The organism is Alteromonas sp. a30 (assembly GCF_026788005.1).
GTDB lineage: Bacteria > Pseudomonadota > Gammaproteobacteria > Enterobacterales > Alteromonadaceae > Paraneptunicella.
Window position 1 is genome coordinate 1 of record NZ_JABEPE010000017.1, and the last position, 20,518, is coordinate 20,518.

The 20,518-nt window shown below is 46.6% G+C and carries 8 protein-coding genes; all 8 read right to left on the reverse strand.

Annotated elements, in window-relative coordinates:
* Window positions 1–10,888: SDR family NAD(P)-dependent oxidoreductase (locus HJG39_RS15105; RefSeq protein ID WP_268410255.1), on the reverse strand; the 10,888-nt coding region annotated here is incomplete at its 3' end.
* Between the two features lie 30 nt (window positions 10,889–10,918).
* The gene (locus tag HJG39_RS15110; protein WP_268410257.1) at window positions 10,919–12,319 is read right to left on the reverse strand and encodes a type I polyketide synthase; all 1,401 of its coding nucleotides are present in this window, start codon (window positions 12,317–12,319) and stop codon (window positions 10,919–10,921) included.
* Complete coding sequence (locus HJG39_RS15115) at window positions 12,273–14,234, reverse strand: non-ribosomal peptide synthetase (protein WP_268410259.1); 1,962 nt, start codon at window positions 14,232–14,234, stop codon at window positions 12,273–12,275. The genes HJG39_RS15110 and HJG39_RS15115 overlap by 47 nt, the downstream gene beginning before the upstream one ends.
* 67 nt (window positions 14,235–14,301) lie before the next feature.
* The gene (gene hisC, locus HJG39_RS15120; protein ID WP_268410261.1) at window positions 14,302–15,459 is read right to left on the reverse strand and encodes a histidinol-phosphate transaminase; all 1,158 of its coding nucleotides are present in this window, start codon (window positions 15,457–15,459) and stop codon (window positions 14,302–14,304) included.
* 371 nt (window positions 15,460–15,830) lie between these two features.
* Window positions 15,831–16,811: an acyltransferase domain-containing protein gene (locus HJG39_RS15125; RefSeq protein ID WP_268410263.1), complete on the reverse strand. Its 981-nt coding sequence runs from the start codon at window positions 16,809–16,811 to the stop codon at window positions 15,831–15,833.
* Window positions 16,812–16,818: 7 nt separating this feature from the next.
* Window positions 16,819–17,664 carry an ACP S-malonyltransferase gene (fabD, locus tag HJG39_RS15130; RefSeq protein ID WP_268410265.1) on the reverse strand — a complete coding sequence of 282 codons (846 nt, stop codon included), beginning with the start codon at window positions 17,662–17,664 and terminating at the stop codon, window positions 16,819–16,821.
* A 166-nt stretch (window positions 17,665–17,830) separates the two neighbouring features.
* Window positions 17,831–19,144: a beta-ketoacyl synthase N-terminal-like domain-containing protein gene (locus tag HJG39_RS15135; RefSeq protein ID WP_268410267.1), complete on the reverse strand. Its 1,314-nt coding sequence runs from the start codon at window positions 19,142–19,144 to the stop codon at window positions 17,831–17,833.
* Between the two features lie 11 nt (window positions 19,145–19,155).
* Window positions 19,156–20,145, reverse strand: a complete 990-nt coding sequence (locus tag HJG39_RS15140) for a TauD/TfdA family dioxygenase (protein WP_268410269.1) — start codon at window positions 20,143–20,145, stop codon at window positions 19,156–19,158.
* Between the last annotated feature and the right edge of the window lie 373 nt (window positions 20,146–20,518).

The following is a 20,518-nucleotide window of genomic DNA, read 5'->3' on the forward strand; positions in this document are numbered from 1 at the left end:
TCCCTGAGCCAATGTATCCCTTTTGATGACGTTTGCCGTGTACACCAGCGCTGGTTTTTAATGCTTGATGGCGACGTAATTTACGTGTCACTAGCGTTGCTTTAACAGATGTTTCCTTCGCATTTTGCGACCCTGCAACATCATTAGCACCTTGTTTTTCAGAGTCTTTTAAGTGAGCAAGCGCCAACTCCGAATCTTCTGCATTGGACACTGACTCAAGCGCAACAATATCGCCCAATAAACTCTGCAACTTGGGCATATTATGCTGCATGAAGTAGTCGCGTAGCGCGCGAATGGTTTGCACTTCAAAGAACAAGGTTTTGGGCAAGTCTCCGAAGGTTTTTTCCAAAACGCCCGTTAGCGAGATGATTAATAGTGAGTCGATGCCGTATTGTTCCATTGGCGCATCAACGTCTATTTGCCCAACCGACATGCCTAATGAATTGGCAACCTGTTGTTTGAAGTACACCAAAGCCTTATCTGCCAATGCCGAATTGGCGCTGCCTTCAGTGTTGTCATTGGAGGTTGCTTTGGTTGAGGTCGCCGCACTCATTTCAAGCGGCATGTTTGATGGCGTACCTTCATCATGTTGCACATCTTCAAAGTGGGTATTAACAACTCGCGAGGTAAAACCTCTAAGCTGTGCAACAATAAAGCCGCTGCTGTCTCTCGCATCCGTAAGCGTGTGTGCATCAAAAGAAAATATATCGATATCGAGTTTTTCTACGGCGTCTTCTGGGCTGCAACCTTCGCTGTATCGTACCCAGACTTTAACTTGCCTTGGGCAACGCCCAAGAATGCGAATGGACGCTAATGAGAATGGCAAACTGAGTGGCGTGTTTGGGTTTACATTGCCATCAGCATCAAACCAACTTAAGCCTAACGACGCCTGCAACGCACTATCAATTATGCCGCAAGGCAACTGCATATCGCGAGTGTTGCCAAGGCGAATATCATCTATGGTAATATCCGCAATCACCTGAGGTAAGGCATTCTCAAACACCACATTAACTTGCTGTAAGCCTTGGAAGGCACTGCCGTAACCTAAACCGGTTTCGTTAAATCGCGCATACAAGTCGCTAACCGCTATTTCACGTCCTTTGGCTTGCAGTTGGTTGAGGCTATGCCAATCCATGTTGAGCGCTTCGGCTTGTAAATCACCTCGATATAACGCTACCTGACACTCACTGAATTGCTTATCTGTTGAGGCATCCGCAAGGCTATAGGTATTGAATACCGCAATATTTGCCGTGTCACTGGATAAGGCATCCACCACCACATCAATGCTGATGGAAGCCTGATCGTTGCTATCGTCTTCGGTATTAGGTGAAATTGCGATAGGCGCTTGCCACACGAGGTCAGATATTACCGCCTGCGTAGAGGTGCTCTTTGAGCTTTGCCCCGCTTGCGGCGATAACGCTTGCTGCGCGGCAACTAAGGCCATCTCAATGTAAGCTACGCCCGGCAGTACAAGGTTGTTTTTCACTTTGTGGTCGGCAAGAAACGTCTCTTTTCCAGTAAATTCACTGGTAAAACATACTTCGTAGGCATCGGAATGATTGTGTTGCAATAAGGGGTGTATTGCGGCACTCATAAACCCGTTTACGGTCCCTCTGTTTTCGTCAACCCAGAAGCTTTCTTGTGCAAACGGATAAGTTGGCAAGTGGCACAATGGCAGATGCTCATCGCCATAAAACGCGCGCCAATCCACGGCTAATCCACGCACCCAAAAGCGTAATAATTCGTTAAATTGACGCTTTTCAACCCATGTTTCTACGGCGCTGTGAAGCGCTACATCGTTATTAAATAGCGCAATGTCATCTTCAATATTTTGTGTGTGACCTACAAAGCAATTGTTAGGCAACGCCGCTTTTTCATTTCCTGCGTTATCACGTTGAGCCTGCAAAAATTCACTCAGGGTTTGCATGAGCTCATCGGCGTTTTTCACCACAGCACCTAGGCGGTATTCATAGGCTTCACGCCCCAGTTGCAAGGTGTAGGCAACGCGCGCGAAGTGCTGAGGCTGGCTTAAATCACGAACGTGTAACCAATCGAGTAATTGTTGCGCTCGTGCGTGGAGTTGCTGTTGCGTTTTTGCCGATAACACAATGGCAAATGGCGCTTGTAGGCTTGTAACGGATTGATTAGGCGCAAGGTATTCTTCCACCACAATGTGCGCGTTTACGCCACCAAATCCAAAGGAGCTAACACCTGCACGGCGCGGTAGAGGTTGCCCTTTAGCATCGTTAAATGCTGGCCAATCTTGTGCTTGTTGCACGATTCTAAACGGGCTGTTATCCAGCTCAATGTAAGGATTAATAACTTCACTATGCAAGCTTTTAACAAGGCGTTTATGTTTGAGCTGCAACAACACTTTAATAATGCCCGCAATACCGGCAGCTAATTCTAAATGCCCGATATTGGTTTTTACGGAGCCTAAAGCACAGGTTTTGTTCTTGTAAGCTGGGTGCTGATTAACATGTAAACCTGCACCTTCGAATAGTGTGGCAAAAGCATTTTTTAAGCTATTCACTTCAACTGGATCGCCAAGCGGTGTGCCAGTTCCGTGAGCTTCAATATAACCAATAGTGTCGGGTGATACGCCTGCATCTTTGTAGGCTGCAACCAGTAATGCGGTTTGCGCTTTTACATTTGGTGCGGTCAGTGAGTTGGCGCGTCCACCGTGATTTTCAGCACTGCCGAGTAAGGTGGCGTAAATTGCGTTCCCATCGCGTTCAGCATCGGCCAAACGCTTCAATACGATAATACCAACGCCTTCGCCACGCACGTAACCGTTCGCGGCTTTGGAGAAGGTTTTACAACGACCATCTTCGCTGAGCATGCCAGCTTTACTGAAACTAATGTGTTCTGCTGAATTGACGATAACGTTTGCACCACCGGCAATGGCAAGGTCTGACTCACCACTACGCAAGCAACGAATTGCACGATGTGCTGCCACTAATGCACTTGAGCACGCCGTTTCTACTGGTTCACTAGGCCCGTGAAGGTTCAATAAATAGCTGATCCGATTCGGGCCTAAGCTGGGCGACATGCTGGTAGCGGTAAAGCCTTCAATCGCCATTCCTTCACTGGTGGTACGTTGATCGTAACCACTGCTTGCTGTTGCTAGGAATATCGCCGTATTGCTGCCGGAAAGGCTGGAAGGCACAATAGCGGCGTCCTCTAACGCATGCCAAACATGGGTAACAAGCAAACGCTGTTGCGGGTCCATTGCCACCACTTCTCTTGGCGAAATGCCGAAGAATAATGGGTCGAACTTGTCGGCATTATCGATAAACCCGCCCCATTTGGCGTTGGTTTTATTCACTTCTTTTTGCGGATCGCCGTAAATTGCCTGCCAACTCCAACGCGATGCAGGCACTTCACCAATGCAATCCTGACCTTGCGCGAGGACATCCCAAAATGCGTCAGCATCTTTGGCTTGTGGGAATTCACAGCTTAATCCTACTACCGCTATTTTGCTGTTTTCACTCCCATGACTAGGCTCATCAACGTTAAGCACGCCACCTAAGTTCACACTGGGTTTTCTCACACGAGCAACACGCGGCGTACGTTTACTTCGGCTGTTTTTCGCTATTGATAGCGTGTCAGAAATCGCGCTATCAGCAGTGACATTAGTTGAGTTAGCACTTGCAGAAACAGCTTCAGCAAACACACTTTGCATCTCGGCGACATGCTCTTCTAATAAGTAATCCGCAAAGTCGCCTAAGGTTGGGTATTCAAAGAAAATGGTTGGCTGAACACTAATGCCAAATTCATTGCCAATCTCATTACTAAAGGTGGTAAGGGTTATGGAATCGAAGCCGTAATCGCTTAATTCGGTATCAATATCGACATCTTCGGCACGCAGTTTTAGTAAGTCACAAACCACTGCTGTTAGCTTTTTGATCAACGCTTGCAAAAGCGCATTGCTATCGTTACCCACATCAGCCTCGGATGAATCCGATAAACTGGCTTGAGCACTCTTCACTGCACTGGCATTTTGACTTGGGCTTTTTTGCGCTGGAGACTCTGCGTTTTCAGTGTTGACCAATGCCTCACCCAATACCCCTGAAACGGCCTGTGGATGCTGTTCTAGCAGGTACTCGGCAAACTCGCTCAAGGTTTGATATTCGAAGAAAATGGTCGGCTGAATATTAATACCAAACTCGTTGCCAATATCATTGCTAAAGGTGGTGAATGTGATGGAATCGAAACCGTAGTCGCTTAGCTCAGTATCGAGGTCAACATCTTCTACACGAAGTTTTAGTAGCTCACAGACCCGTTGAGTAAGCTGCCTGATAAGCCGCGTTTGCATGCTGTCATGGCTCGCACTCACCTCACTAATCTCGACATGATTTGGTTTGCTTAACGCTGCATTACTATTGGTGTTAGCTGCATCACCCGCTGTTAAAGCCTCAGCGAGGAAGCCTTGAACCATTGCTTTTTGCCCTGTAAACACCCACATTTGCGACAAGGAATGCTGTAAGGCAAGTTCAATGCTTTTCTCAAAGGCCAGTCGCCCAACATCTCCGGTTAATAACCCCCAACCTTCATCTTCAATCTGTTTTAGAACCGCATCATTAACCGTCATACCAGAAACAGATGGATGCCATAATGGCCAGTTAATGGCTAAACTCAAGCCTCGGCGCTTGCCAGAGGCTACCCACTGATTTCGCTGCACAAAAAACGAATCCATAAAGGCGTTAGCAGTGGCATAATCCACTTGGCCCGCATTACCCAGCGCACTTATGGAAGAAAAGGTAATAAAGGCTTTTAAGTCAATATTTTGCGTAGCTAAATCGAGGTGAGTTAAGCCTTCTACTTTGGGCGCTAATACACGACTCACATCGGCTAACTGCTTTCTAACGAGGTAGCTATCGGAGAGAATACCGGCACTGTGCACAACAACATCTAGCTTGCCGTATTGCGCCATGATTTGGGCAACACATCCCACCACTTCACCTTCGTCGCAAACATCCATCGACACGTACTCGGCTTGTACGCCAAGCGCTCGAAGCTGCGTGAGCTTGCTCTGTGCTTTTTCATTTAGTGCTGAGCGCCCCGTTAACACCAGCACGGCCCCTGTGCTGTGTTTTGCAATGTGCTGAGCAAATAGCCAACCTAAACCACCCACACCTCCGGTGATAAGGCAGACATTTCCGGGTTGTTGAACACGAGAAACAAAATCGGTGTTGTTGTTATCAAGCTGTTCGATAAGCGCCCAATCGTGTGCTTGTGCAGCAGGTAACGCGGTATCGCTAAGCGATGCCAAACGCACTTCTCGATACCCCGAATCGGCCACGAGCTTGAGTGTGCTCGCCAGCGCTTGTGCTGAATTTGCTGAATCATGCGAAACCTGTTCAACGCCAATCAGTTGTACTTCTAAGCGTGGATTTTCCTGACAAACCGTACGGCAAATGCCGTTTAATGCCCACAATAATTGCGCGAAAGCATTGGCGTTGCTGGCACTTTGCAGCCCCTGTTGGGTATTCGTCGTAGTGCAAGGGAACAGCACTTGTACTAGGGTTTTACCCTTGGCTAAGTTTTTAAGTTTGTTTTGGAAAAATGCAATTAATTCGTTACTGATAACGGTGAAACGCTTTGCCGCAACGAGTTCAGCACTGCCCCCTTCATATTCAGGCACGCTGTCTTGTGGCAACGCAGCTTTCATCGCGAAAAAAGTAAAATCGGCTTCAAGTGGAGAAAGCGCAGCTTGTAGGGTTTCTCCTAATACGACTAATTCGTGATGCGAGTAAGACACGCCATTGGATGCCTGACGTAAATCAACTTCTCGCCACAAATTTCGATACAACTGAGTGACATTGTTAGCGCTTGAAACTCGTTCAGGAATGGGATCAAACGCATCATCACTCACAGAAACATACTGTGGCTCAGGCTCAACACGGGTAACTTCGGAGGCAAAATGAGCCTCAGAATCCACATTTGTAGGCAAGTTTAAAGCTGAATTTTCGCCAACCGCCCTTGCCGTAAAACCACGGAACTGCACAATGAGCTTACCGTGGTTTTCTCCCCCGGTGTTGTCGACTACATCAATATCCAACCGTTCTACTGCGTCGTTAGGCCCACAACCTTCAGCGTATCTAACCCAAATACGCATAGCGTGTGGGCAGCGCGAGACAATGTTTATTTGTTCCAATGCAAAGGGAAGACTTAAAGGCGTATCTGTTTTTTCATTGCCGGCTTCATCGAACCACGTCAAGCCTAAACCCGATTGCGCTACACTATCGAGCAAGCCCGGCGGCAACATCATATTGGCGGTATCGCCTAACACATCATCGAACAATTCAATATCGGCCAAAAGCACGGGTAAACCATCACGCTGTATTACTTGGATATGCGTTAAACCTTTATGGCTAGGGCCGTAGTCTATGCCGGATGCAAGATAACGTTGGTAGAAGCGTTGAGGGTCGATGACTAACGCTGCATTTGTTGCTTCGCTAACCAATATTGATGCTACGTTGGATTCAGCCAAGGCATTTTCAGATGCGCGGCTTTCCAGTAAATGCAATGAGACGATACATTGGCACAGCAGTGAGTCTTCACCTTCAGGCTGCACTTTGTAGAAATCAACCGCAAAAGCCAGCTTTTCGTTGGCATGAACTTCAACGCCTTCAACATTGACTTTTAAGGTTTTGCCGTGCGCTTCGGAGCAAATGAACGGCTGCATCCAAACTAAATCAGACACCACAAATTGCGTCGATTCACTAATGCTTTCACCCACTAATTGCGCTACCGCAGCGCGAGCCGCCTCAATGTAAGTCATACCGGGCAACACTGGCTGCTCATTCACACGATGATGATTTAAAAACGCTTCTTCCCCGGTGAAAACACTGCTAAAGGTTAATGCATTGAGGTTTGAATCGTTGCGATGTAACAATGGATGCAATGCCGAGCGGCTCGTTGCAACAGACGCGGCTCCCTGAGTTTGCCCCACATAATTTTTCCCCGATAGTTCGTACCAATATCGAGTACGATTAAACGGATAAGTTGGTAAGCTAATACGACGAATAGGCGTGCCGGAATAAAGTGCATTCCAATCGATTTCCAGCCCTTTTACCCAAACCGCCAGAAGCTTGTCGAAGTCACGCTGCGCTATCCAATGCGATAGAGTTTGCTCAAAATTCTCCTCCGACTTCAGCGCGGCTAGGCTTTCATCGTCGAGGTTTACTTTCCCGCTGAAAATCCTGACACTCGGAGCGTTTTGAGGCGCCGAGCCTAATTGTTCTTGCTCCAGTGCAACGTACAGGGTTGCTTTGAGTGACGCTAAATCGGTGACGATTGTGGCTAAGCGCCAATCGAACGCTTCTCTTCCGACTTGTAACGTGTAAGCAATGCGTTCGATGTCCTGCGCCTGATATTTACCTGACTCCAATGCATCTAAAAGTTGTTGAGCTTGCTGTTTAAGCTGCGCCTGATTACGCGCCGAAAGCACGATGGCATAAGGCCCTTTGTGCTGAATTTGCTCAGGTTGCGCAATGTATTGTTCAACAATTAGGTGAGCATTGCTGCCACCTGCACCAAATGAGCTTAAGCCAGCAATAAGCGGCTTATTATTGTCATGTGATGCGGGTTTCCATTCGCTAAGTTCACGGTTAACAACAAATGGTGTGGCTTCAAAATCGATATGCGGGTTTAAGGTTTGGGAATGAATACTCGGCACTAATTGCTTGTGTTTAAACTGCAACAACACCTTAGTTAAACCTGCAATGCCAGCAGCACTTTCGCAATGCCCGATATTGGATTTTACTGATCCGATGCGGCAAAAACCGGTGGCATCGGTTTGTGTTGAATAGGCACGCGTCAACCCCGCAACTTCAATCGGATCGCCTAATGATGTGCCTGTACCGTGAGCTTCTATGTAGCTAATATCTTGCGGCTTAACCCCGGCTTCCGCCATTGCTTTAACAATAACGTCTTCTTGCGCGAGCGGGTTGGGCACGGTGAATCCATTGGTTTTACCTCCATGATTCACCGCAACACTCAGGATAACGCCATAAATATGGTCGCTATCTTGCTCGGCTTCTTCTAAGCGTTTGAGTAATACCGCGCCAATGCCTTCACTGGGTACATAACCATCGCCACCCTCACCAAATGCCATGCAACGGCCATTACTGGCAGTGAAATTATCTTGCGATAACAGCAAGTATTTATTGGGATGCACATTAACGTTCGTACCACCAGCAATCGCCATATCGCAAACGCCACTGCGGATCGACTGACACGCCAACTGTATTGCGGTTAACGAAGACGAACACATGGTATCAAGCGCCACACTAGGGCCAATCCAATTACAGAAATACGACACCCTATTCGCAATAGAACTCGGGTTGCCACTTAACGCAATGCCGTCCCCTTGTTCTTGGGCTTGCGCTCCATAAAGGTGGTATTCCTGATAGGTAACGCCCACGAATACCCCAATATTGCCCGACAAGGTTTTTGCATCGACTGACGATTCACGCGCCGCCAATTGCCCACGGGTATAACCGGCATCTTCAATGGTTTGATAAACGCATTCTAAAAATAAGCGTTCTTGCGGATCTAAAATTTCCGCTTCACGCGGCGAAATACCAAAGAACAAGGGATCGAACTGGTCCACTCCATCAATAAATCCCCCCCATTTGCTGTAGGTTGTTCCCACACTGTTTTTATCAGGATTGAAATAACGGTCATGATCCCACCTATCTGCTGGCACTTCGGTAATGCTGTCTTTGCCTGCTTTGAGGTTATCCCAAAAGGTGTCTAAATCATTGGCTTGAGGGTATTTTCCGGCCAAGCCGATGATGGCTATTTTGCCTGAACCAATGATGCGATTTTGCCCGAAACCAGATTGCATTAGTCCATTTTTCGTTGCGCGTTCTTGCTTATTCGCTTTTGTTGACTGACGACGAGCCATTGCGTTTTCTATTACATCATCGTCGGTCATGACGGCGCTGGATTGCGTAGATTGCTCTAATGCAACAATGTCACCCAATAAAACACGGAGTTGTTCGGCATGATTCTCAACAAAGTACTCATTTAATTCACGAATGGTTTTCGCTTCATAAAACAGTGTTTTGGGCAATGCACCAAAGGTTTTTTCTAGTGTTGCAGTCAACGCCAATACCAATACCGAGTCGATCCCGTATTTTTCCATTTCGGCGTCAACATCAATGCGCTCCGGCGGTAAACTTAACGATTCCGACAATAATTGTTTGAGCAGTAAGAGTGATTTTTCTTTGAACTGGACGGCATCGGAAGTGGCTGTTTCCGGGGCTTTTTCGGCAAAATGAGCCTCAGAATCCACATTTTGATCCAAGCTTAAGCGATCTTGGGCAGGATGAGCCTTCACCGTTAAGCCGCGAAGCTTAGCAACTACGCGTGGCTCGGCGGCATGAGTCTCTGAGACAGTCGAGTCAACATCCGCGATGTCGATATCCACCTTGATAAAGAGGTTTTCAGCGTGTTCATCAATATTGAAATCGTCGCTATAACGCACCCATATCTTGGCTTTTGCTGAGCACTTGCCCAGAATATCTAATGAATCCAAAGTGTACGGCAAGGCCAGCGTATTGTTTAGTTTGCTGGCGTTTTCACTCTCATCACCAAACCAGCACAGCGCCATGACGGCCTGCAACGCGCTATCGATAACACTCGGCGGTAACGTCATGCACTCTGCATTGCTGAATGTTAGCGAGGAACAGGCGATATTTGCGATCACTTGCGTGGCATCCTGCTCGCCAACTAACGCAACATGAGTTAAGCCTTGGTAGCTCGGACCGTACTGTAAGCCCGCGTCTGCAAAGCGCGTATACATATCCTGTGTTGATATGGCGCTGCTATTATTAGTGTTGTTTTGGTTTAATAACGCTTTCCAATTGGCATCCATATCGGCCGAATTGTGAGCGATATTTTTTGCGGTGATACTCGCTAAACACTGGCAAAACAGGACTTCTTGTTGGTTTTCTGCTTCTACAGGCTGATAAATATCGACCTCAAAACGCTGCGTATCAATCAAATTCACTTCAATGCGAATCGTGTTTTCTGCTGTTAAGGCATGCGCTTTAAATGGTTGCAACCACACCATATCGTTTATGGTTATTTGGTTACTTTCTAGGTTTTCTTTGCCGACCAATTGCACAATTGCGGCGTGAACCATTTCGAAATACACCGCAGCGGATAACGTTGGAACACCATTAATTTTGTAGTCTTGCAGCAAACGGGAATCGGCATTTAACGTGCTGCTAAAACACAAGTCGTAAAGCGTTGATTCATTGCGTTGCACTAATGGATGTATTGCCGACGGCAAAGCATCGTGGTCGTTAACTTGCGTCAGCGATTTGGCAAGCAAAGACGCATCGGCTTCAAACCAGTAGGAATCCGGCGCAAAAGCATAAGTCGGCAAGGATATGCGCTTTGGTAATGCGGCGGTTTCGCCGTCATACAACGCTTCCCAATCCACGTCTAAACCCAATAACCAGTGAATGCCTGCGTGAAGTTGCTGTACCGCAATATCTGAAAGGTCGGCCATATTCAGTTGGGATGCGGCACTGGCTTTATCGGTAATTACAGGCACAGTGGCAAAAAGGCTGTCTTCGTCCACCGTTGCCGCGTTACGCATGGCAACACAGCTTGGTTTGGCATTGGCATCGTTTGGCTGTGCGATGAGGGCATTCAGTTGGTTGGCTAAGTCTTGTGTTGAGGTCACTAACAGCGCAAGGCGTGTATCCAAACGAACACGTCCCACTTGCAAGGTATAGGCAATGTTTTCAATTTCTGCCTGAGCACCTTCGTCCGACGCTAGAAATTGCGCCAGTTTTTGTATGGTTGCGAAGAGTCGCTGTGCATTTTGTGCAGAAAGAACAATCAACTTTTCATTTTTAGACATGTTAGTTACCAAATCAAAAACCTATACGTTTCATTTTTTATTGATGAATTCTTCTACGATGACATGGGCGTTCGTGCCGCCTATCCCAAAGGAACTAATCCCTGCTCTGCGCGGAATATCGTTGGACTTCCAAGGAATGAGCTGAGTGTTCACATAAAACGGACTGTTATCGAAATCAATGCGTGGATTGGGCGTTTCAAAATTCAAGCTGGCTGGGATTTTTTGGTGCTTTAACGCCATGCACACTTTAATTAAGCTGGTGACGCCCGCGGCTTCTTCTAAGTGACCAATGTTGGTTTTTACCGAGCCAATCGCACACTTCTCAGCAAATGCGGTGCCGCCAGCAGCACTGGAATACGCGGCCGACAACGCGCCAATTTCAATGGGGTCGCCAAGCAATGTACCTGTGCCGTGGGTTTCCACATAACCAATGCTGGTTGGGTTAACGTTAGCAATGCTAAGCGCTTCTTCAATCACTTGCTGTTGGCCAATTGCACTTGGCGCAACAAACCCTGCTTTTTGTGCGCCATCGTTATTAATAGCGCTACCGCGAATAACAGCGTGAATGTTGTCTCTGTCTTCAATGGCATCTTCCAGCAGCTTTAACACCACAATGGCTGCGCCGTTGCCAAAAACGGTACCCGATGCACGTTCGTCAAAGGCATAGCAATGTCCGTCTTTAGATTGCACAAATTCGTCGCGATACAAATAACCAGTGCGATGCGGCACTTTGATGTGAACTCCGCCAGCAAGGGCAATGTCGGTATCGCCGCTTAATAACGCTTGAATTGCCATATGAACCGCCACTAACGAGGTTGAACAAGCGGTTTGCACGTTTAAACTCGGGCCAGACAAATTCAACTTGTAAGATACCCTTGTGGCTAGATAGTCGTTCTCGTTTGCCAACTCCATGAGCATGGATTTCACTGGATCGTTGGATTGCGCTTGCTGATGATAGGCGTGCAAGTTGTTGCGGAAATATTGGCTATTGCCCGCACCTGCGTAAACGCCAATTAGCCCCGGATAGCTCTGCCAGTTGTAACCTGCATCTTCCAACGCTTCCCACGCACATTGCATAAATACGCGTTGTTGTGGATCCATTAATTCCGCTTCTGTGCCGGAATAGCCAAATAGGCCCGCGTCGAAATGGTCGATGTTATCGAGCACTGCGCCTGCATTCACAAACTGCGGATTGTTCCAGCTTGCGTTGTCGATATCATGTTCTTGTTCGCGCTCAAAAAAACGAATGGATTCGACGCCTTGTTCTAAGTTGCGCCAAAATTCAGACACAGTATTCGCGCCGGGAAACCGGCCCGACATACCAATAACCGCAATGGCATTTTGCATTTCGTTCATCATATAACTCCCCAACGACGCTTCCTCGCTACCCTTGCCTAAACGCTTGACGTCGGCGCTGACGGCGCGAGGCAATCACATCTGCCCTGACACCAAGTGCACTTGGCTGCACACCTTCATTTTCTTGGCTTAAGCCCAAATGTGCGCGCAAGTGTTTTGCCAGCGTGGAAACCGTTGGATATTGATAAATGCTTGTGGTGTCGAGGTTCAACGACCACGCTTGATTAATACTTTCGATTAACTTCGCCGCGCTAATAGAATCACCGCCTAAGTCGTATAAGTTGTCGTTCACGCCAATTTTGAGTAACCCCAGTGCAGCGCTCCACAAGCGCACTAATTGTTGTTGAATATCGTCACTGGCTGCTACAAATTCGGTGTCGATGTCGGGGCGCTCATTGCTCGGTTTTGGCAACGCTTTTCTATCGACCTTCCCGCTGTGTGTGAGCGGAATGTTGTCGAGCTGAAGAAACACGGCAGGAATGGCATGGGCAGGCAACACGGCACTTAAATGCTTGCGTAATTGAGTATCGGATTTTTTCTGGTTGTCGTGCATCACAAGATACCCAATCAGCCTGTCGTGCTCGGAATCATCATCTTTCACTACGATGCTTTCTTTCACGCCATTCACCTGATTCATGGCACTTTCAATTTCGCCCAAACCAATGCGTACACCGTGGATTTTCACCACCCGATCGTTCCTGCCTAGCAGCGTAATGACACCGTGCGCGTCCATTTGCCCAATATCATGAGAGCGTAGCAATTTGCCTTCACCGAAAGGGTGATCAACAAATACCTCTGCGGTTTTTTCCTCGTCGTTTAAATAGCCCACCGCTAAATACTCGCCACCGATATACAATTCACCTACTTCACCTTGTGTAACCGGTTGCATTTTCTCATCAAGAATAAGCAGCTCGGTATCTCTGCTGACAATGCCTGCTGGCGGGCGCTCGGGCCACGTTTCTGGCAAACCAGTTAACTCATAAGTAGTGACCACAGGGTTTTCCGACATGCCATATTCGTTATACAAGCGGCATTGAATTTGGCTAAAAAGTTGGCGTATTTCTGGGGTGATAACTAACTGCTCGCCTGTACACATCACTTCTTGCAGTGATAATGGCAATGCTGCTCCTTTTGCCACTTCTTCGGCTAACCCTTGCAGCACAATACGCGAGGTCAACATGCGCTGTATTTGATGCTCATTGATAAGCGCTAACAATGCGGCGCCATCGGTACGCGCGGCTTCGGGAATAGGCACTAAGCTACCGCCGTTACCAAGCGATGACATGACTTCGGTAAGAAATACATCAAACCCAAGTGAAGCGATTTGCGCCGTGCGTAACGGCTGATAATTGCGCGACTGTTGCACTTGCCAACGAATTTCATAGCTAAAGGCACGGTGCGTCATGGCAACGGGTTTGGGAATGCCGGTTGAACCTGATGTATGGATCACATAAGCGTGTGACAGCGGATGGATGTCTACCGATAAATTACTGGACGCTTGCTGTGCTAACGTGTCGCTTAAGGAGTCAACCACCAGCCATTGTGTTTTGCTGAGCGCTTTCGGTTTTTGCTTGGCATCTAACGCATTGGCGTTTTGCAAATGGGTTTGCGTGGTAAGTATAAACGGGCTGCTAATGCGGCTAAGAATGTCGTCCATCAACGCGAGTGGCAACGTCGGATGCATTGGGCAAACTACCGCGCCGGTTTTCAATACCGCAAGTAAACTCACAATCCGCTCAATGCCCGGTTCAAGCCAAATGGCAACGTGTTGCCCTACTTGAACACCTTTGCTTTGCAAATAATGCGCTAGCTGATTAGCTCGCGAATTCACTTGCTCGTAAGTAAGGGTTTGATGACCAGATAACACAGCCTCGCTATCCGCCAGCAGTTGCGCCCACCGTTCAAAACAGTGATGCATCAGTAGCGGATTATCGCGCATTTCTGTGTCAGACACCGTGCCCAATGCCTTGATATTAGTAAAAGATTTCATATTGCCTGTTTGCCTGTTACAGCATTTTTTAGTTTTTATGAATAGCAATAATGACTAACAGCTAGGGCTACGCCGTTGCCAAATGAGCAGCTTTATTTTTCTGCTTTTCTTGTTGTTTTGGTTCAGCCGCTTTTTGTGCGACAAAACGGGCATCAACCGCACTCAAACATTGTGCAATTTTCTGCATTTGTTCATCTGTTCCAATCGAAATACGGCGGTGCATCGGCGTAATACCGTGACCTAACGCCACTTCTCGAATGTAAATGAGGTTGTCTTCCAGCACGGACAAATCCACGCTTTCGTCTTGAAATTCCACTAATAAAAAGTTGCTATAACCGGAAATAATGCTGCGTACACAGGCTAAGTCTTTGATGGCCTCAATAAAGTTTCGCTTCGCAAGCTCAATGCCTTTCACGTTGCTTTGCATGCGCTCCAGCCCTTCTTCTGATAGGGATTGACGCGAGACTTGGGTAACGGGTTCTGGCACCGGATAAGGCGCCATAACGCGATAAATGATGTCAATGACTTCTTCGCTGGCAAGGATAAAACCGCAACGCACAGCCGCTAGGCCAAAGGCTTTGGAAAGGGTGCGAATAACCACTAAATTTGGATATTGTTCGATAAGGTCAACACAAGTGCTTTCTGGGCAAAATTCAATGTAGGCTTCGTCAACCACAACGAGCGAGGTGTCTTTGGTGTGCTCTAAAAGCGAAATTAACTCTTCGCGGCTAGTGCGATTTCCCGTGGGGTTATTCGGCGAACACAAGAAAATCACTTTAGCAGGGGTTAATTTCGCCAGTTTTTGCAAATCAATGGCATAAGAACTCAAGCGAGGAACTGTCACCACATCCACGCCGTACATTTCAGCAGTCAAACGGTACATGGCATAAGTGGGTGGCATATCCACCACGGCATCTTCGCCGGGAACGCAAAATGCGCGGATCACCATTTCAATTGCTTCATCCGCACCACGCACAATCGCCACTTGATCAGCGTTAATATGGTTATTACAAAAATCGGCGTAAGCTTGGCGTAATCTGAAGTCTTGAAATTCTGGATAGAGATTATATTCGGAACTATCAATGGTTAATCCGTTAAATGAATTTTGCAGTTCATTTGTGTCTAACCAAATTTCTCTTTTATCTTTACTTTCTTCTTTTGGAGAACGGTAAGGAGATTCAATTTCCAATACTCTTGGCAAACATAACTTACTTGCAATACCCATACTTAACCACCTCTAGCTTGAGAAATTGAAGACAACAAGTTGAAGCAAAAACCGAAACACTTTTATATCCACCGACAGCTTCAAATTAAAATTTGCAACGCATTACGGTCAAATTACTGGCCTAGCTTACGAATGAAGTTGATACTATGTCAATAAAAAAAGTATAACTTTTGACATTTTTTGATATCTTTTAAACTCTTAAAGAGTATATTAATACCCACCTTTGACCCCAATTAAATTCTCATTTCTTTCTAAATCATGAATTTATAAAAGATGAGACTCTTTTTTATCTCAACCGATTTATTTTGCATAAAAAGTTTAGGCAAGTTTTGATGAATTAAACGATCAATTAACGGTGGTAAATAAATTAATTATGCATAATCAAAAGTAAAAAGAAGGGTTTCCCAATTTTGTAGATCTTTCCCAAACGGAGAGAGAATTGGAAAAATTTCTGATTTTCCTGAATACGCTTGGTTATATTTAATTAAATTGCTGAACGTGCCGTTTGGGCCAACATCAATGTAACGATAATTCCCTGAATTTTCTAAATGCGAAACCGTTTGATTTAAATTGATTGGCTGCCTGAAAACTTGCCACAAATGCTGCGAATCAAACCGTGTTACCGGCAAACTGGTTGCACAGGAATGCAGTGTTATGTTGGGTGAAGAATAAGTGTATTGGTTCAGCAAGACAGTGCTTTGCTGCTGAAGCGGCTCAATAGCCGAGGAGTGAAAAGGAATGCTCACAGGCAAGCGTAAGAAGGTTTCCCCACTTTGTTTCAACCTCGACTCAACTAGAGGAATATTGGCCTCTGTTACGGCTAGCAAAAAGTTGTTGTGTAAATTGATTGCCGCGACTTCACTGTGCTGTCGCAAAATATCGCAACGCTGTTGCATCTCCGGTTCTGCAAGCACCGCAATAAGGGTTCCCGGTATGCTCGCTTGATACAGAAACTCTCCTTGCTGTATGACTAATTGCAAAGCGCTTTCTAAAGGTAATACGCCTGCAACAGCGGCAGCAGCTACCTCACCTAAACTTGCGCCAACCACAATATCTGGCTCGATGCCGTTTTCACGCAGCGCGGTTGCCAAAGCGTATTCCACCATAAATATGGCGGGGTGACTGTAGCGAATATCGTTAAACGGCTCACGAGCATTAACCGCCGGATCGTAGAGTTTTTCAAGTAACGAAGGTCGACCACTGGCTTGAATGAGCGCATCAATCTGCTGCATGGTTTCCTGAAACTCGGGAATGTCCTGCATCATGTCTTTCGCCATGTGATAGCTCTGGGAGCCCTGCCCAGAGAACATGAACACGATGGGCAAACTGCCGTTACTTGAAGACGCCAACATACGCGCGTTACTTCGCCTTTTTAATATCGCGTAATAACTTGGTTAACACGTTGCCATTACCCAGCTCAACAAAGTCGGTTACGCCTTGCTGCATCATGTAGTCCACGCTGTCGGTCCAGCGCACAGAGTGGGTAATTTGCTGTGAAAGGTTGTCCACTATTTCACCGTTTTTGTAGGGCATTGCCGTAACATTGGAGATAACCGGTGTGTTGAGGTTCGCGAAAATAAAGCCTTGTAAAAAGGTGTTAAACTTCTCGCTCGCATCTTGCATAAAGCGTGAATGAAAGGCTCCGCTGGTTTTCAAGGCGACAAAAATTGTGCGTCCTTGCTGAATAATCGGCTGGAATTTCTCAACTTCTTCTTTCATACCTGAAATAACGATTTGCTTAGGCGAATTGAAGTTGGCAATTTGCACATTGTTCAAACCATTTTCTTTGAGCGCCGCTTCGATTTCTTCTTTGCTTGAATTGACGATGGCTGCCATGCCGCCACCTCGCGCCTGACTCATTAAGTCGCCGCGTTTTTTCACTAGCATTAGGCCCGTTTCAAAACTGAACGCTTCTGCCGCTAATAAGGCGTTATATTCCCCTAAACTGTGACCGGCTACAAAATCAGGTTTAACACCACTGCTTTGAATTTCTTTGAAATAAGATAAGGCGTTTACCACATATAACGCGGGCTGAGTGAATTTGGTGTCGCCAAGTTGTTCCAGTGGATCTTCAACACATAACTCTTTGATGGAGTAGCCTAAAATGCAATCCGCTTTGTTAGTCAGTTCTGGAAATTCATCGAATAAGTTGGCCCCCATGCCTTTTGCTTGCGCGCCTTGCCCCGGAAATACGTATGCTTTCATTGTGTTACTCCTGAAACGTCATCTGCTATGCAGAGGATTAATACGGATATTCTTGTTCTTTTTGCCGTTCTTTTTTGCGTTCTTTTGTGCATTAACTTGGTCGCTGATTCCTCTTGCTAAATCGCAAAGGGAACTTCAACCCTTGGCGCTCCATCAAGCCAAATGACTACGGACCCCAACGCTCGAAGCACATAGCGCTGCTAATGCCGCCAAATCCCATGCTCATACTCAACGCAATATTGCTTTGATGCGGCACCGCTTGAGTGCGCACCCAGTTCATGTCGGCAATGGGGTTGTCTAAATTGCGGCACGGATGCAGTTGTCCTGCTTGCATTTGTAATAATGTTGCGGCTATTTCCACTGCTCCTGCGGCGGTAAGGCCGTGCCCTGTAATGGATTTAGTGGCGTTAACATAAGCATGTTGCAAACCACATTGTTGTAATGCCTGAATTTCTATTTCGTCGCCAATGGTGGAACCTGTGCCGTGGGGGTTAACGTAATCCACTTCGCTTGCGGCAATACCCGCTTGGTTTAAGGATTGTTGGATCACGTACTTTTCGCCTTCTAGGGAAGGATCTGGATTACGGTTTGCGTCCAACCCAAGGCCCATGCCTCTTACTCGTGCATAAGGGGAGATTTGGCGTTGTTGTGCATGTTCGGCGCGTTCAATCACAATGGCGGCGCAACCTTCTCCAAAAATGAAGCCGTTTCGGTCTTTATCGAAGGTTCTGGCAGCTAATTCTGGTGCATCGGCGAATTTGTCTGACCCCATTGCGCCAATGGTGCGAAAACCTTGGCATTCCAAGTACGACAAATCCATCATCGCCCCAATGGCAATGCATGCGTCTACTTGCCCCGACATCACCGCATTCACCGCTTGAATTACCGCGACTTGCCCACTGGCAGAAGCACTACCCAAGGTGTAAGCGAAACCACGAATACCAAAGTGCTCGGTGCATAAACCACACAGGTCACTGTCCATAAAAGTCATGGCATGTGTGGGTTTAATAAATTTGGGTTTAGTGGCGTATTTTTGCTGCATTTCCAGCAAGCTACGCTGTTGGACATTCGAACCGCCAATAATAAGCCCAACTCGGCGCGGATCGACATCGGCTAATTTAGCTTCTTGCCACGCTTCATCTAGCGTAGCGAGCGCCATTTGACCCGTTAACGAGATATTGCGAAGGCTCTTTTTGGGCACACTTTCCGGCATCATTAACTGCGTAACTTCCGCCCCAATAAAGCCTGTTTCACCCTCTGCCATGAGCTCATCAGGTAAGGCTCGGCCTGCTCGCTGCATGTACCCAAAGGCATGTTCAGCCTTTAACAGCGCCGACAAAAACGATGATTTACCCTGACCAATCGCCGAAGTAATCCCCATTGCCGATACACATATATCATTGGCAATGGGCTGAGCGTAAAACGACGTTGGGGAACGGCTCGCGCTCGAGCCCGCATTTGAATGAGAAACCTGACTCATACTTACTTCGCTTAGGCTGATGCAGGCGTTTCGAGGTCCGCTTCTCTCATGGTTTCACCCAAAGCTACGCACACTTCTCGGTCGCCTTTGTACGGCAAACGACAATGCGCCACCAACATGTTGTCGTTGAAAATCACATCGCCGGATTTACCTAAAATGTTTACCGACCCTGCCTCTAACGCTTTGCCAACTAGATCCATGGTTTCGCGTGAGATAGGCGTACCATCACCAAAACACACATAACGCGGAAATTTCTCTTCGGAGCCTAGCATTGCATGCAAGCCGTTATAAACGCGCTCGGCTAACATGCTTGGGTGATGCAATTGCACCTGATTAAACCAAATACGTTCTTTGGTGTCTGGGTGATATACCACCGCAGGGCCATATTGCACCGTTTGCAGTACATCGCCGTCCCAATGAAATTCCACATCATTTTCACGGCAGAAGGCTTCCACTTCGGCTTTGTCTTCGGTTTTATAAAAGTCTTGCCAACGCACATCCATATAAGGAATGAAATTACGCACATATTTCAAGCGTTTAGTCGCAAATTGCTCAATAATGTCTTCCGGTAGATGTTGCAGCACTAAGCGCCCATCGGACACACTTAACTCACCGCCTTCTTCAGCAGGCTTAATGCAATAAAAAAATTGTTTTAACGGCCACTTGGTAGTGTGTGCCGCTTCGTTGTGATAGTGAATGGTAAGTGAAGCGGTATAAGGCGTAGCGTTATAGAGCTTTTTGCTATTCGAACGCTGCGGTAAGTCGCCATATCCGCTGTATAAATCTGGACTGATTGTTGAAGCCAATGCTTCAAACTTAGCCATTGAATCGATACCAAAATTTTTGAACAACACCGACCCATGCTTTAATACCTTGTCCCGAATGTATTCGCGGTTAGTGGCTACCCATTCTTGAAAATCGAAATTGTCCGTTTCTGCTTCGAACACGACAGGAAACTGTTTCTCGGGATACAACACACTTTCTTTTACGTTAGTTTGCATGGGGTTTTCCTACAATCTAAATCAATTTACGCAGCTCTTTTTCGATAAACGATCTAGCTACAACTAAAACCATATTGATGTTCTTAACTATTCAAAATAAAACATCAAAAACACAAAAAATTTAATTTATATTTCATTAAATCATATAGTTAAATCATAATCTGGCAGCTATAAGATAAGAAAAAACAGACTATTTCAGGTCATTGCTATTTCAAATTTCTGGAGCCTATAATACCCTGAGGACAAAAAATGATACCCACACATATCAAACACTGTGTGTCTAAATTTGTCAACCATAGAGAGAACTTTAGTTGCCTTAAAGGTAATTTTTGAGCTTAGCAACTTAGCTGCTTGTAAAACCCGTTCTAGATCA